Source organism: Planococcus sp. A6 (assembly GCF_028823615.1).
Classification (GTDB): domain Bacteria; phylum Bacillota; class Bacilli; order Bacillales_A; family Planococcaceae; genus Planococcus.
In genome coordinates this window covers 20110-34212 of the sequence record NZ_JAPEHT010000024.1, presented here as the reverse complement: position 1 = coordinate 34212, position 14103 = coordinate 20110, and the positions used below count along the sequence as shown (strand labels likewise).

Below are 14103 nucleotides of genomic sequence, written 5' to 3'. Positions count from 1 at the left end.
TTTTCATGTGGAAATTCACTTATTCATTGCAAGATGCCATCAGCATTTTTCTGTTTTTCCGAAGCCCAGTCATACGAACCTTCATGTAAGGTCAGTGTTTGTTGTTCAATCCAAGCAACTTTCGTGAACAGCTTCTGCAGGAAATAACGGTCGTGGCTGATCGCGATGATCGTGCCGTTGAACTCTTTCAAGGTTTCCTCAAGCACTTCGCGCGATTCGATGTCGAGGTGGTTGGTCGGCTCATCTAACACGAGCACATTGCAGTCTTCCTGCATAAGCTGCGCGAGACGCAAACGCATCTTCTCGCCTCCGCTGAGATCCTTGACGCGCTTGAAGACGTCGTGGCCGTAGAACAGGAATTGCGCGAGCAAATGGCGGGCATCGCCTTCTGTTATCGACAACTTGTCACGGAAGGCTTCAATGACGCGCGCCTCTCCGTCGAACGCCTCAAACTGCTGGGCCAGGTAGCCGATTTTGACATTGCTGCCGCGGCGTACTTCCCCGCCGACCGGTTCAATCTCGCCGAGTAAAATCTTCAGCAAAGTCGATTTGCCGGTGCCGTTGTCGCCGACGATCGCCAAGCGGTCCCGCCAGTAAACGGACAGCTCGACATCGGCAAACAGCACTTCATCGCCGGAGCCATGGAACACATCCTGCAGCTCAAATACCCGCTTGCCGCTGCGGTCGTTGGCTTGCAGCTTCAACTTCATCGCCTTTTCCGCTGCTGGTCGCTTCACTTTTTCCATACGCTCGAGCATCTTCTCCATCATTTTCGCTTTGCGGAACAAATCCGGATTCGGCGGCGAGGCTTCGTTCGCCCACTGGCGCAAGCGGCGTATGGATTCCTTGATCTTCTGGATTTTCTTCTGCTGTTCTTTATACGCCGCAAATTGCTGTTCCATCTTCGCCTGCTTGTTGCGCAAATAGGCATCGTAATCGCCTTTGCTTTCCCAGATCTCGCCGCCTTCGATTTCATAGACTTTATGCACGACGTTGTTGAGGAACTGTCGGTCATGGGAAATGACGACGACCGTACCGCTGTAATATTCCAAATAATGTTCGAGCCATTCAATCGCCGACAGATCCAAATGGTTGGTCGGTTCATCGAGCAACAAGACAGACGGCTTGCGCAAAATGAGCTGCGCGAGCATCACTTTCGTCTTCTCGCCCCCGCTAAGCGAATCAAAACGCTGGCCCGTCAGATGCGCGACGCCAAGGCCGTTCGAAACGGCTGCGATCTTGGATTCCGTTTCATAACCGCCGGCTTTCATAAACTGCTCCTGCAGCTCGCCGTATTGACGTAGCACGCGTTCGTCCGCCCCGTCCGACAGCTGGATTTCCAGTTCACTGAGACGTCTCTCCATTCCGTGCAATTCGCTAAAGCTTTCGTTCAAGACTTCGTACACGCTGTATCCCGGATAATCCGGGATTTGGTGCAAATAGCCGATTTGCGTGTTCTTCGTCCGGACGATGGTACCGGCATCCGGCTCTTCCAGTCCCGCCAGCAGCTGGAACAAAGTCGTTTTGCCCGAACCGTTGCGGCCGACGATGGCGATCCGGTCTTTTTCATTGATTTCGAGTGATAGATTGGCGAAGATTTCATTTCCGCCGATGGATTTCGTTAGTTGTTGTGCTGTGATTTGCATATTTTACGCCTCCAGGGCGCAGCTAAAAAATCGGTACAAAAAAAGACCGCCCCGTATCGGGCAGTCTTTTCTACTGGTGAAAAGAATGTCAGATATCAGCTGCGCGTGATTTTGAAATTGACTAAAAAAGGGCAGACTTCTCCCGTCGGCGTCAAATCAAACGTAATGACACGTGTAAAATACAAAGCTTCCTCCATTTTCACACCCATCACCGCAGCACATTTCTCCATTCTTTTCACCTCCGTTTCGTTTAATTGTCTCAATATTACCACATCTCTTCGTGGAAGGGAATATCCAAATGCACCGTTTCCGCTAATTCGTTGATTATCCTTTGACCTGCACCTGCGCCAAAACCCTTCTCAGATCCACTAAGCCATCAATCACCAAATCCGCTTCTTTTAGTTCCTGTTCCTGCGCAAAATCAAAGCGGCAGCCAACCGCAAACAGGCCGTTCGCTTTCGCCGCACGGATATCGGACAGACGGTCTCCGACAACCGCCCCTTCCGTCACGCCGTATTTCTCGATGATCATGCGCACGAGTTCTCCTTTATCGAGTGTCGCTGCTTGTTCGATGCTGAACGTTTCCGTTACCCACTCATCCAAATCGTAATACTCGACGATTGCGGCCAGATAGCGCACAAGACCATTACTCGCAATGAAAATTCGGTAGCCTTGTTCACTTAATTCAGCGAACACTCTTCTAACGTCTGGGTAAAGTCTCCCTTTGCCTTCGCTGATATTTGCGATCAAGCGCTCGAGAAAATATGCATCCATCTCGCGCTTGGTTTTGTCAGATTTCCCCGGCAACAGCGCTTCCCATACCGCGGTCAGCGGCACCCCCATGATGTTTTGGTACGCTTTGATCGGCGCCGCACCTTGCCAATGGCCCCGCTCACGCAGAACTGCGAACGCTTCTTCCAAGGATTGCTCCAAAACCGTACCGGTCTGGAACAAAGTGCCATCCATATCAAAAATGACTGCTTTCATTAACACTCCCCCATTTCCGTTATTCCTTGTATAACGAAAAAGATGCCCACTGCGTTGCATACTCCATGTATACTGAAGAAAAAAGGAGGGAAACACTTGATTATCCTTCGCCGGCTTTATTTGCAAGTGACCAGCTTGTCCTGGCTCGTGCTCACCATCAGTACCATTGTTTTGATTGCCTTCAGCACATTCATGATGCCAGCCATCGAACCTGCGACGTTCACCAGCTATGCAGACGCCTTATGGTTCACCATGACGACGATTTTGACCGTCGGCTATGGCGACCTCTATCCCGTGACGTTTGGCGGAAGAGTTTTCACTGTGCTGTTTTTATACATCGTCGGCATCGGTTTGTTCGCTTCGTTTATCGGAAAAGCGATCGAAAGCCTGTCCTTACATAGAAGAATGAAAGAAAGAGGTGAGTTGATGTACAAGGGGCGCAACCATATCGTCATCATTGACTGGTCATATAAAGCGGAAAATGCCATTGCTGAAATTTTGAAGCAAGACCCGCAGACAGAAGTCGTCGTCATCGACCGGTTGGAAAAAGCAAAAGAGCTCAATTCAAGGGTTCATTACGTCAGGGGAAATGCCACCCACGAAGAAGTATTGAGGCAAGCGAATGTCCAGCAGGCGAAAGCAGTTTTGATTTTTGCGGATGACCGCATCGAAGACCAAATGCTGACAGACGGAAAATCGCTATTGATCGCGACCGCTGTCGAACGGATGTCCCCGGGCGTCTACACGACCGTCGAAGTCGAGCGCGAAGAGCATTTGCCGAACTTCTCTCACGTCAAGGTCGATAAGTTCATCATGTCCAACGGCACCATTGCCAAAATGGCCGTCAATTCCATCTTTACTGAAACAATATAAATCAAAAACGCCTAGAGGCTTATAACGAACGTTTAGAACCAGAAGCAATCCAGCAAGTGAAATTACAATCTAGTGCCCCTGCACAACCGCAAAACTTTCAAGCTGTATAAATGATAAAAAGTGCGCCCTTCGTGGGTGCATTTTTTTATTTTGAATCAATGTATATCCCAGCGTTTGATTTTGAATATATTTTAAAAACCGGCACGCAATGGCGCACCGGTTAATTCTTCTCTTATTATATTCCAAACTCATCTTATCCTAATCCTTGAGGCGGTCTGCAAATGATTTCTATCCAGCAGTTTAGCTGAATCTTCCCTGTGCTGAATGAATAACTCATTTCCTTCGTCTAAAGCGCTTGCCTGATTCATTGCAATTATCGCTTCGGCGTGCCTATGAATGCTGCGTAAACTGTTTGCTTTATGAAATAAATAATCAGGGCGCTCAGGTGATAACTTAAGGAGTCGATTCATAACCGCTATCGCTTCTTCGTGCCGATTTAGTTCTCGCAAAAAATTGGATTTGTGATACAAGAAAAACGAAGGATCTATACTATCGGAAATGGCATAGTCCATTATTTCCAAGGATTTTTCCGGATATTTCATCAACCGATAACAGTTGGCGATATAAAAATAAAACTGGCTTCGTCCCGTTTGTAATTTCAGTCCTTCATGGTAAGCATCAATAGCTTCTTTATAGTGCTTTTTCTCCTGAAGAAATAGGCCTTTCCAAAAACAAAGTAAATCGTCACTTCCGCGGATACCCGTGGAACTCTTTATGATTTTTAAGCCTTTGTCATAATTTCCTTTTTTAAAGTTAGTTAGCAAATCCTCTTCCAGCTTGTCGTCGGCATTTTTCCTTTTTTCAAAACAATCGATGAGATTTTCCTGATGGGTTAAATGTGCATATTCGAGCGGACTTATGCCATGTCGATCCTTCAGATGAGCATCAGCACCGGATTCTAGCAATAAACGAGTTATTAATGTATATAAATATTGCCCATCCCCTAAAATGACTGCCTCATGCAATGCTGTCCACCCCAGTTTATTGACATGGTTTACAGGTACGCCGAAATCCAAGCAATACTGGACCGTCTTTACATACCCTTTCTCACTTGAAGGCAATAAAGCAGTTCCCCCAAAGCGATTGATGCTATTTTTATCTGCTCCATACTTCTGCATTAAATACACTAAATCGGAAAACCCTCCTGCCGCTGCCGCAATAAAGGGGCTTAATTCGTTTCGATCCTTATGGTTTGGATCGCTTCCGCCGTTCAAGAGAAGTTCAGTTACTCTAAAATGATTGCCCAGTACTGAACACATTAATGGAGTTTGCCCAAGTTCGTTTTCATAATGGATATCGGCCTTTTTCTGCAGCAACTCTATTACAGCTTCTAAATCCCCAGAGGAACTCGCCGTTAAAAGAGATTGACCATGAAACTCTGTTTTCACTGCCTCGCCTCCCCTCTGCTATAGTTCTCCGTACACCAAATTCCCTTGGAACATCACAGCTTTTCGTTTCGGCGTTCGAGCAACTGCTTCAGCGGAACACGAAGCTTCAACAAAAACTAAATCCGCCGCATCCCCTACCCTTGGCCATAACAAATCGCCGTTATCAGATAATGGAATTATTCCACCGGTGATGAATTTCAAGGATTTAGCCAATTCACGTTCACTGCTTTTACGATGCACTTCACAGTAGCGGGAGACTTTTTCAAGGAGATCACCTGTGCCATAGGGAGACCAGGAATCATAAAAGCCATCACAGCCAAAATGAACATTCACTCCTTTTCGTTCAAGCAAAGCTATCGGCGGCATGGTTTTTGTGAGGGGAATCGTTGACATGATATCTATTCCTGTTTCAGCCAGCTCACTCGCAATTTTCTCCTGTTGGGCATTAGGCGCTTCCCCCAGATTAAACGCGTGGCTGACCGCCACTCGATTTTTCCACTCCGCTTCTTTCGTTAACTCGATCAACTTTTCTATCGTATAGAATCCCACCTGGCCACTGTCGTGCAAATGAATATCGATATCTGAATCAAATTCAGTAGCGATTTCTACCGTAGTGTCTAACGATCTTTCAATATTTCTGTCAATACCGGCCGGATCGAGCCCACCTACCATTGTTGCACCTGAGCGCATGGCTTCCTTCATCATCTTCGGGATATCGCTTTTGCTGTTCAGTAGGCCATGTTGAGGGAAAGCGACAATGTCATAACTGAGTTGCTTAGAATGGGCTTCTAGTGCCGCCTTTATCCCTTCGAGGTTTTTGAGGCCGACATAAGGGTCGATATTTACATGCGTGCGGATATGTGTTGCGCCCTTTGACTGTAATAATTGAATCATTGCCGTGGCCCGTTGTTCAGCAGTGCCGGCAAGCTCATTCAATTCGAGTGCTTCCAGTTCCAATCGCTGCTTAAGATTTGAAACAGGTTGGCAAGCTTTCCAATCAAGCGACAGGTATGTTTTATCCAAATGGTTATGCATTTCTTTAAAAGATGGCAAGCCCAGCATTCCTTTTGCATCGATTGTCCGTAGACCTGGTTCAATCGTTTCTTTCGCCTCTTTCTTTTGTTTGATTCGCCCATTTTCAATTTCCAGGTGATAAAGTCCTGTCTGAGTCTCTATCGCTTGTTCCGAGTTCAAAGTCAAACTTTCTTCTAAAAGAACATTTTTGATCCACATCGTTGTATTCACTACATCTCCTCCTAAACTCTTCACTGCATTTGAGGCAGTTTGCTTTTGAGTTCTTGACCATTGAAAAACACAGTTTTTACTTCTGCTCTCCTAGCAATTGCTTCTGCTGTGCAACTTGCATTGACTAATATCATTGACGCATCATCTCCAATTTCAGGCCATACCCTCTCCCCTGCTTCGTTGAGCGGAGTCACTCCGCCTGTCGCGTATTTCAGAAGGCGATTCAATGAATATTCATCAATGTATTTAAATCGCTCTGCAAGAACCCCAAGTTTTTGAATGGTATTTCCTGTGCCAAAAGGAGACCAATGATCCGTAATGCTATCATGGCCCAGCGAAACGACTATGCCTGCGCGATCGATTTCTACGACCGGGATGGTCGGGCGGTTAATCGGGATGGTTGTAGTGACGTCAATCCGGTTATCCTTTAATTCGTTTAGCGTAGTTTCAAGAGCATCACCTTCCAAGTCAGCAAGTGCCATGGCATGGCTAATTGTGACGCGCCCTTGCATATGTGCTTGTTTTGTATAATCAGCAAGCCGGCTAAATGTGAAAGCTCCGAGTGTATTTGGATCATGGAGATGCAGGTCGACTCCTTTGTTACATTCTGCAGCAATATCAAAGACGGTGGATAAAGAGCGTTCGATATGACGATCAACTGTAGCAGGATCTACTCCTCCCACCAAAGTCGCCCCATTTTTCATTGCTTCCCTAACCAAATCTACCGAATCACTTCTCAATAATCCGTGTTGCGGAAATGCAACAATATCGTAAGTGATGGCATCTTTATAATTTTCAATCGCTCGCATAGTAGCTTCAAGGTTTTTCAACCCAATGACCGGATCTACATTGCAATGGGTGCGAATATGCGTATGGCCATTACGGATTAACAATTCAATCATATTTTCTGCGCGTTCCTGTGCAGTTGGCAAGAGTTTAGGCAATAATTCCTTCTCCTCTTCTAACCGCGTAAATATGCCTTTGGTTATTGGCGTGCATGCTTTCCACGGCCCGCTGTAATACGTTTTATCGACGTGAATATGCATTTCACGCAAAGAAGGCAGTAAAAGCTGATTTTCAGCATCATATTTTGTTGCTGAATCGTTCGGCATATCCTGAGTGATGGATTTGATTTTTCCATCTTCGATTTCCAGATGCACAATTTCGGTTTCTGTTCCTGTAACTTGGTTATCGGCTTTTTTGAAGCCTTTTTCCAGACGTACATTGATTAGCCAATGATTTCTCATTTTCATCCCTCCATTGAAATAGAAAAGGCACTGGGGCAGTGCCTTTTCTTTTTACACATCCTATTTAGCTATTTCGACTTCATCGAGCATCAAGTAGTTGGCAGCGTTTAACCAATATCCACTTACGCTTTCATTATGGGCAGCCATGTGTTCGTAATTGCGAATCGGCACATAAACTGCATCGTCAATCTCAATTTGTGCAAGTTCTTCATAGATTTCCAAACGTTTGTTTTCATCCGTTTCTTCCCGCGCAGCTTCAATTAATTTGTCTGCTTCAGGATTACTATAGTAGAAAGAATTACCGGCCGGTCCGTGCGAAGCTGAATGGAATAAGTTGTATTGATTATAGTCCCCATCCCCTGTTGCATTTCCCCAGCCGCTGATGAACATTTGATGTTCTCCACTATTTGTCATCTCAATAAATGTCCCGTATTCAACTACTTGAATCTCTACTTCTACGCCAATTCCTTTTAACTGGGACTGTATAACTTCAGCCATGTTAATGCGTTCTTTTCTGTCGCTTGTCAATAATGAAATTTTCAAATTCTCTGCTCCTGCTTCTTCCAATAACTTTTTCGCTTCATTTAAATCGTATTCTGCAGGCTTTGTATTTTCACTATGCCCAAATACTTTCGGACTCATAGCCGAGTTCGCCAATGTACCTGCATTGTTGTAAACACCTGAAATAATTGATTCCCGCTCGATCGCATGACTGATCGCTTTACGCACTCGTACATCATCCAATGGTGCTTTCTGTGTATTGAAGCCGAGAAATTCGACTGCAAGCCCTTCTGTGCGTGTAAGTCCCATTGTGTCAGAAGCTTCAATACGTTCAATTTCGGTAACAGGAACTTGGTCATTGATATGCGCCTCTCCTGTTTCAATCATTGCAAGTCTAGTTGCATCTTCAGGAACAACTTTAAAAACCACTCGATCGATGCTTGGTTTTTCACCCCAGTACTCTTCGTTTCTAGTTAAAGATAGTTCTTGTCCACTTTTCCATTCTTCAAATATGAATGGTCCGGTTCCTACCGGCTTTTCTTTTAGAGAATCCGGATCTTCAGCCAACACTTTCGGACTCAAGATACTACCTTCCTGACTAGCCAAGATAGACAAGAGCGGTGCGTAGGGATATTCCAGAAGCAATTGAACTGTCATCGGATCCACTACTTTTACTTCCTTGATCATCGAAAACTTTTCACGCTGCGGCGATCCTGTTTCCGGGTCCAACAAACGGTCAAAAGTCGCTTTGACTGCTTCTGCGTCAAAAGCTGCTCCATCATGGAACGTAATTCCTTCATTTAGCTTGAATTCCCAGGTCGTATCATCGACTATCTCCCACTCTTTAGCGAGGGAGGGCTGAAGAACAAAATTTTCATCAGGTTTAACTAACCCTTCATAGACTTTCTGATAGTTGATATTTGCTGATGGGATATCTGTAATAAAATGCGGATCTAAATTGGTAGCATCTGAAAGTCGGACTACATTCAACGTGCCCCCTGTTGAATTTTCATTGGCAGCAGCTTCCTGTTCGGGTGATTGGGCAGAATTTGTAGAACATGCCGCGAGCAGTAGAAAGACCAATACTAATGTAAATCCTAAAATAACTCGGTTTCCGCTTTTTCTCATCATTTAAATCCCTCTTCCTTTTTGTTATTTTCTTGCCTGCAGATGAGCAGTGATGATGATGTGTCGAGCTCATCCCTAATGATAAGAGAATAGTTAGAAGATTATTTACACTTTCTTTACAAATAATTTCACTATTTCGACTACTATTCCTAATAGCATTTACTTTTATAGAGATTCTGATAATTTGAAATAAATCGCACTGCTTCTTCTAATGAACAAGCAGCAGCTTTTCTTTTAAAATAATCAGTTTTGGAGGGATAACATGACAGTCGAATTGAATAAGGAAAAGCCTTTAGTCGTCACTCAGACAATTGATCATCCGAGGCAATCAGTAATCGGCAGCTTCTTTTCCGTTTTTCTAGAAAATAAAGCAGCCGTAGTGGGAGGCCTCATCATCTTGTTCTATGTCTTCATTGCCGTTTTCGCACCAATTTTAGCTCCATATCATCCTCACGAAATAAACCTGAGCAACAAACTCATGCCGCCATCTGCTGAACATTGGATGGGAACCGATGATAAAGGACGAGATATCCTTAGCCGAATCCTTTACGGATCCAGACTATCGATGGGTGTTGGTTTTGCTGCTGTCATTTTCGGTGCTGTATTCGGCATCACGCTTGGCTTAATCGCCGGCTACTATGGTAAGTGGCTTGATTCTGTCATTATGCGCTGCATGGATGTTCTTCTAGCATTCCCAGGAATTCTATTGGCACTAGCAATCGTCAGTGCATTAGGACCAAGCCTAGTCAATGTAACAATTGCTGTCGGGGCGTTTTCCGTTCCACTATTTGCCCGGATTGTTAGAGGATCGACGTTGGAAGTAAAGCAGCTTGAATACATTGATGCCATCCGCTCACTTGGAGCAAAGGATGGAACCATCATTTTCAAGCACATTCTCCCGAACATTCTCTCGCCAATTATTGTTCAAGGAACATTAAGGGTCGCAACTGCCATTCTCTCAGCAGCTGGATTATCTTTCTTAGGGCTAGGCGCTCAGCCTCCCTCTTCGGAATGGGGGACAATGCTGAGCAGCGGAAGAGATTTCTTATTCACCGCGCCCTATATCGCGATTTTCCCTGGTCTCGCAATTGCATTTCTGGTACTTGGATTTAATATTTTCGGTGATGGCCTGCGTGATGCATTCGATCCCCGCATGAAAAAATAATTTTTAACAAAGGAGGTTCTTTCAATGCTTATGTTCATCGTACGGCGTCTCATTCAAACGGTCCCCGTTATTTTTGGGGTGACGATTGTGGTATTTATCATCATGCAGCTCGTGCCCGGTGATCCAGCGGTTCTCTTGGCAGGTGAAGGGGCAACAAAAGAAACGATTGAAGCTCTTCGAGTACAACTCGGCCTGAATCAACCGTTATATGCTCAGTACATTGACTATGTCACAAATATTTTCCGTGGTGATTTAGGAAACTCATTAAAGAACGACCAGCCTGTTCTTGATGAAATCCTGGTTCGCCTGCCCATTACTCTCGAACTGGCAATCTTCAGTACATTAATCACAATTGTTCTTGGGATGGCTGCCGGCATTATTTCAGCAGTTAAACCTTACTCAATCATCGATACGGTTGTGATGGTCATTGCACTTCTCGGAATTTCACTGCCGAGCTTTTGGTTCGGTTTGATGCTGATGTACGGATTCTCAGTAAAATTACAAATCTTTCCCGTTGCAGGCTGGGACAGCATGGCTCATATCGTCTTGCCTGCCTTTACGCTAGGGGCCGGTGGTGCAGCCATTGTTGCTCGGATGACACGCTCCAGCATGCTTGAGGTGATTCGTCAAGATTATATACGGACCGCCCGTGCAAAAGGAGTAAAAGAACGTGTAATCGTTTATAAACATGCTCTCCGTAATGCATTGATCCCCGTCATTACAGTGGTTGGTCTCCAGTTTGGGGCATTGCTTGGGGGAACCGTGTTGGTCGAATCGATATTCGCCATCAACGGCCTCGGAAGAATGATTGTGGATTCGATTAGAATGCGCGATCTGCCAATGGTTCAAGGGGGCGTCTTGGTTGCATCCTTAGTTTTTGTAGCGGTCAATTTGCTAGTGGATATTCTGTACAGGTTCTTCAACAAACGGATTGAACTAAACTAAAAGGCGGTGCTCGAAGATGACTGAAATGCAAGAAACCATTCTAGAAGTCAAAGACTTAAAGACTTATTTCTATACGAAACGCGGCGTCAGTAAAGCTGTCGATGGAATCGATTTTTCACTAAAGAAAGGCGAGACCTTAGGAATTGTGGGAGAATCGGGCTGCGGCAAGAGTATTACATCTTTGTCAATTCTTCGCCTGATTCCTACCCCTCCAGGGAAAATTGAAGGCGGCGAAGTGCTGTTTAAAGGTAGAGACCTGGTATCTCTTCCGGACAGTGAGATGCGCAAAATCCGGGGGAATGAAATCTCGATGATTTTCCAAGAGCCCATGACTTCCCTCAACCCGGTCATTCCCGTCGGCGAGCAAATTGCAGAAGCAATTCGCCTGCATCAAAAAATGAACAAAAAAGAAGCACGTGCTAAAGCCGTTGATATGCTGAAATTGGTTGGCATTCCCTCTCCTGAAAAGAGAGCGAAACAAGAGCCGTTTCAATTGAGTGGCGGCATGCGCCAGCGTGTCATGATCGCTATGGCCCTTTCCTGCAACCCTGAAGTTTTAATTGCCGATGAACCGACAACTGCTTTGGATGTCACAATCCAAGCTCAAATTTTAGAGCTGATCAAAGATCTACAGGTGAAACTTGGCATGGGTGTTGTCTTGATTACCCATGATCTTGGAGTAGTTGCTGAAACATGCAATAAAGTAGCTGTTATGTACGCCGGAAATATCGTGGAGCATGCTCCCACCCAAAATCTTTTTGATGACCCAAAGCATCCATATACACGTGGCCTTTTGGACTCCCTTCCGAAGATCGATGAGGATAAAGATGAATTATATACAATTGAGGGCAGTGTTCCGAGTTCTTACAATATGCCTGCAGGGTGCCGCTTTTCCTCTAGATGTCCTTTCGCTGAAAGCATTTGCGAACAAAAAAAGCCGGAACTGCTTGAACAACAAGACGGTTCCAAAGTACGTTGCTGGATGTATTCAGATGAATGGACCGCTGCAAAACCGCATAAGGAGGTGCTCAGTTCATGAAGATTACTGAGGAAAAAAAGATATTGTTGGAAGTTTCCGGCTTAAAACAATACTTTACTGTAAAAAAGGATTCCATCTTCCAACCGAAAGCATATGTCAAAGCAGTCGATGACATCTCTTTTGTAGTCAACGAAGGGGAAACACTCAGCATAGTGGGAGAATCAGGTTGTGGGAAATCAACAACTGGCCGCTCTATCTTGAAACTTGATGAACCGACAGATGGAAAAGTTCTCTATGCCGGAAAGAACCTAGTAGACTTGAGCAAGAAAGAAATGCGCGACTTGCGTGGCGATTTACAGGTCATTTTCCAAGATCCTTTTGCTTCGCTTAATCCGAGACAGAAAATCAAGCAAATTTTAGGCGAAGCCATGACTATCCAAAAATCTGTAGCAAAACCGTTGCAGCGGGAGCGGATGATTGAATTATTGAACTTGGTAGGACTACCAGCTGAAGCTTTAGATCGCTATCCCCACGAATTCAGTGGAGGGCAGCGTCAACGCATTGGAATCGCCCGTGCACTGGCGGTAGTTGATGTTTCTATTCAAGCCCAAATCCTGAACCTATTGAAAAAGTTGCAAAAACAATTTCAGCTTACTTTTTTATTTATTTCCCATGATTTGAGCGTTGTTCGTTATATTTCCGATCGAGTTATGGTTATGTATTTAGGAAAAATCGTAGAGATTTCCGATAAAAAGGATCTATTCGAAGTGCCCTTGCACCCTTATACAAAGGCTCTTCTGTCTTCAATTCCAGTGCCGAACCCCTCTGAAAAAATTGAGCGGATTTTACTGAAGGGCGATGTTCCATCTCCTATCAATCCACCAACAGGATGCCGTTTTCATACGCGCTGCCCATTCGCTACGGATCGCTGCAAAACTGAAGAACCCGCATTACGGGAGCTGCGCGAAAATCATTTTGTCAGTTGCCATTATGCAGAAGAATTATCGTAATGAAAATACCGTTTGCCGAGCTAATAAAATAATGTGATATAACTATTGAGCATTTCTGATTTTCGGGTTAGGTTTAGGTGACAGAACCCGAGACCAGAATGCTCTACTTTCATTAATTCGCCCCACCACTCCCCATACTCAGTAAAGCAAGGAGCAGTGCATGAGATGATGACGATCGAAGCTTTTTCTCTATATATCATGATATGTGTACTTGCTCCGCTGGTAGGTGCCTTCACATTATTATTCTTATTTGTTTTTGAAAAACGGATTGATTTAATCGAAAAAGAAAAGAATGAAATTGCGTTGGAAAGTGAACTGCAAAAAGCCTTATATAATCAGCTGAACCAAGAAATACAGCCTCACTTCTTTTTTAATACCATGAACTCCATCCTAAGCCTCGCCCGACTTGACCGAAAACAGGAACTGATTCATTCAATAGAAACATTTTCGAGGCTATTGAAACATAAATACAAAACCAATACTACATTCATTACTATCGACGAAGAATTATCGTATGTGATTTCTTATCTGGATATCCAAAAAATCCGGTTCCGGGAACGGCTAAATTATCAAATCATTGCCGATTCCTCCGTTCGTCAAGCAATTACCTTGCCATTCCTGATTCAAACACTTGTAGAAAATGCATTCAAACATTCCTTCGAAAAAAAAGCCGGGAAGGCTGAACTGAAAATAACCGTCTCACGAGAAGATTCTACGATTTGCATTGTTGTCAGTAACAGTCTTCCCAATGAAGGGGTGCAGATTTCATCAGACAAGGGAATAGGCCTTTCCAATATCTCCAAAAGATTGGAGTTGCTATTTCCTGACGAAGAAAAGTCAGTCGGAATAATACATTCTGTCGATGACACGACAGTAAAAGTAATGTTTCCACTTGTCTACAAAAAAGATTTAAAGGAGTGAATCTTCCC

The 14103-nt window shown here is 44.6% G+C and carries 13 protein-coding genes; 6 read left to right on the top strand and 7 right to left on the bottom strand.

The window, feature by feature from the left end; translation table 11 throughout:
- Window positions 1–23 precede the first annotated feature (23 nt).
- The 3 genes from abc-f to ON064_RS05580 all read right to left on the bottom strand — a co-directional run bounded on the left by abc-f (window position 24) and on the right by ON064_RS05580 (window position 2633).
- Window positions 24–1646, bottom strand: a complete 1623-nt coding sequence (abc-f, locus tag ON064_RS05590; protein ID WP_274623992.1) for a ribosomal protection-like ABC-F family protein — start codon at window positions 1644–1646, stop codon at window positions 24–26.
- 95 nt (window positions 1647–1741) lie between these two features.
- Window positions 1742–1876, bottom strand: coding sequence for a hypothetical protein (locus tag ON064_RS05585; RefSeq protein ID WP_257721097.1), 135 nt, complete (start codon window positions 1874–1876; stop codon window positions 1742–1744).
- 94 nt (window positions 1877–1970) lie between these two features.
- The gene (locus ON064_RS05580) at window positions 1971–2633 is read right to left on the bottom strand and encodes an HAD family hydrolase (protein WP_274623991.1); all 663 of its coding nucleotides are present in this window, start codon (window positions 2631–2633) and stop codon (window positions 1971–1973) included.
- A 96-nt stretch (window positions 2634–2729) separates the two neighbouring features.
- Here ON064_RS05580 and ON064_RS05575 point away from each other — a divergent pair, with 96 nt between their 5' ends.
- A complete protein-coding gene (locus tag ON064_RS05575) occupies window positions 2730–3506 on the top strand; it encodes a potassium channel family protein (RefSeq protein ID WP_274623990.1) in 777 nt (258 codons plus the stop codon).
- Window positions 3507–3754: 248 nt separating this feature from the next.
- Here the strand turns inward: ON064_RS05575 and ON064_RS05570 are convergent, their stop codons facing one another.
- From ON064_RS05570 to ON064_RS05555, 4 genes are read right to left on the bottom strand one after another with little or no spacing between them, the layout of a single operon-like run.
- The gene (locus ON064_RS05570; RefSeq protein WP_274623989.1) at window positions 3755–4954 is read right to left on the bottom strand and encodes an ankyrin repeat domain-containing protein; all 1200 of its coding nucleotides are present in this window, start codon (window positions 4952–4954) and stop codon (window positions 3755–3757) included.
- A gap of 18 nt (window positions 4955–4972) precedes the next feature.
- The gene (locus tag ON064_RS05565; RefSeq protein ID WP_274623988.1) at window positions 4973–6199 is read right to left on the bottom strand and encodes an amidohydrolase; all 1227 of its coding nucleotides are present in this window, start codon (window positions 6197–6199) and stop codon (window positions 4973–4975) included.
- A gap of 20 nt (window positions 6200–6219) precedes the next feature.
- Window positions 6220–7446, bottom strand: a complete 1227-nt coding sequence (locus ON064_RS05560) for an amidohydrolase family protein (RefSeq protein ID WP_274623987.1) — start codon at window positions 7444–7446, stop codon at window positions 6220–6222.
- 60 nt (window positions 7447–7506) lie between these two features.
- The gene (locus tag ON064_RS05555; RefSeq protein ID WP_274623993.1) at window positions 7507–9075 is read right to left on the bottom strand and encodes a glutathione ABC transporter substrate-binding protein; all 1569 of its coding nucleotides are present in this window, start codon (window positions 9073–9075) and stop codon (window positions 7507–7509) included.
- 262 nt (window positions 9076–9337) lie between these two features.
- Here ON064_RS05555 and ON064_RS05550 point away from each other — a divergent pair, with 262 nt between their 5' ends.
- The 5 genes from ON064_RS05550 (at window position 9338) to ON064_RS05530 (ending at window position 14095) form a co-directional block, all read left to right on the top strand.
- Complete coding sequence (locus tag ON064_RS05550; protein ID WP_274623986.1) at window positions 9338–10240, top strand: ABC transporter permease; 903 nt, start codon at window positions 9338–9340, stop codon at window positions 10238–10240.
- A gap of 24 nt (window positions 10241–10264) precedes the next feature.
- A complete protein-coding gene (nikB, locus tag ON064_RS05545; protein WP_274623985.1) occupies window positions 10265–11185 on the top strand; it encodes a nickel ABC transporter permease in 921 nt (306 codons plus the stop codon).
- A gap of 16 nt (window positions 11186–11201) precedes the next feature.
- Window positions 11202–12224 (top strand): ABC transporter ATP-binding protein, encoded by a 1023-nt coding sequence (locus ON064_RS05540; protein ID WP_274623984.1) that lies wholly within the window; start codon window positions 11202–11204, stop codon window positions 12222–12224.
- Complete coding sequence (locus ON064_RS05535; protein ID WP_274623983.1) at window positions 12221–13174, top strand: ABC transporter ATP-binding protein; 954 nt, start codon at window positions 12221–12223, stop codon at window positions 13172–13174. Before ON064_RS05540 ends, ON064_RS05535 begins: the two co-directional genes overlap by 4 nt.
- A 165-nt stretch (window positions 13175–13339) precedes the next feature.
- The gene (locus ON064_RS05530; protein WP_274623982.1) at window positions 13340–14095 is read left to right on the top strand and encodes a sensor histidine kinase; all 756 of its coding nucleotides are present in this window, start codon (window positions 13340–13342) and stop codon (window positions 14093–14095) included.
- Window positions 14096–14103: the final 8 nt, after the last annotated feature.

Excerpts from the sequence above, each read along its gene's own strand:
- ON064_RS05555 (WP_274623993.1), bottom strand. The coding sequence starts at position 9,075 with ATGAGAAAAAGCGGAAACCGAGTTATTTTAGGATTTACATTAGTATTG.
- ON064_RS05540 (WP_274623984.1), top strand. The coding sequence starts at position 11,202 with ATGACTGAAATGCAAGAAACCATTCTAGAAGTCAAAGACTTAAAGACT.
- ON064_RS05535 (WP_274623983.1), top strand. The coding sequence starts at position 12,221 with ATGAAGATTACTGAGGAAAAAAAGATATTGTTGGAAGTTTCCGGCTTA.
- ON064_RS05530 (WP_274623982.1), top strand. The coding sequence starts at position 13,340 with ATGATGACGATCGAAGCTTTTTCTCTATATATCATGATATGTGTACTT.
- abc-f (WP_274623992.1), bottom strand. The coding sequence starts at position 1,646 with ATGCAAATCACAGCACAACAACTAACGAAATCCATCGGCGGAAATGAA.
- ON064_RS05560 (WP_274623987.1), bottom strand. The coding sequence starts at position 7,446 with ATGAGAAATCATTGGCTAATCAATGTACGTCTGGAAAAAGGCTTCAAA.
- nikB (WP_274623985.1), top strand. The coding sequence starts at position 10,265 with ATGCTTATGTTCATCGTACGGCGTCTCATTCAAACGGTCCCCGTTATT.
- ON064_RS05580 (WP_274623991.1), bottom strand. The coding sequence starts at position 2,633 with ATGAAAGCAGTCATTTTTGATATGGATGGCACTTTGTTCCAGACCGGT.
- ON064_RS05585 (WP_257721097.1), bottom strand. The coding sequence starts at position 1,876 with ATGGAGAAATGTGCTGCGGTGATGGGTGTGAAAATGGAGGAAGCTTTG.
- ON064_RS05550 (WP_274623986.1), top strand. The coding sequence starts at position 9,338 with ATGACAGTCGAATTGAATAAGGAAAAGCCTTTAGTCGTCACTCAGACA.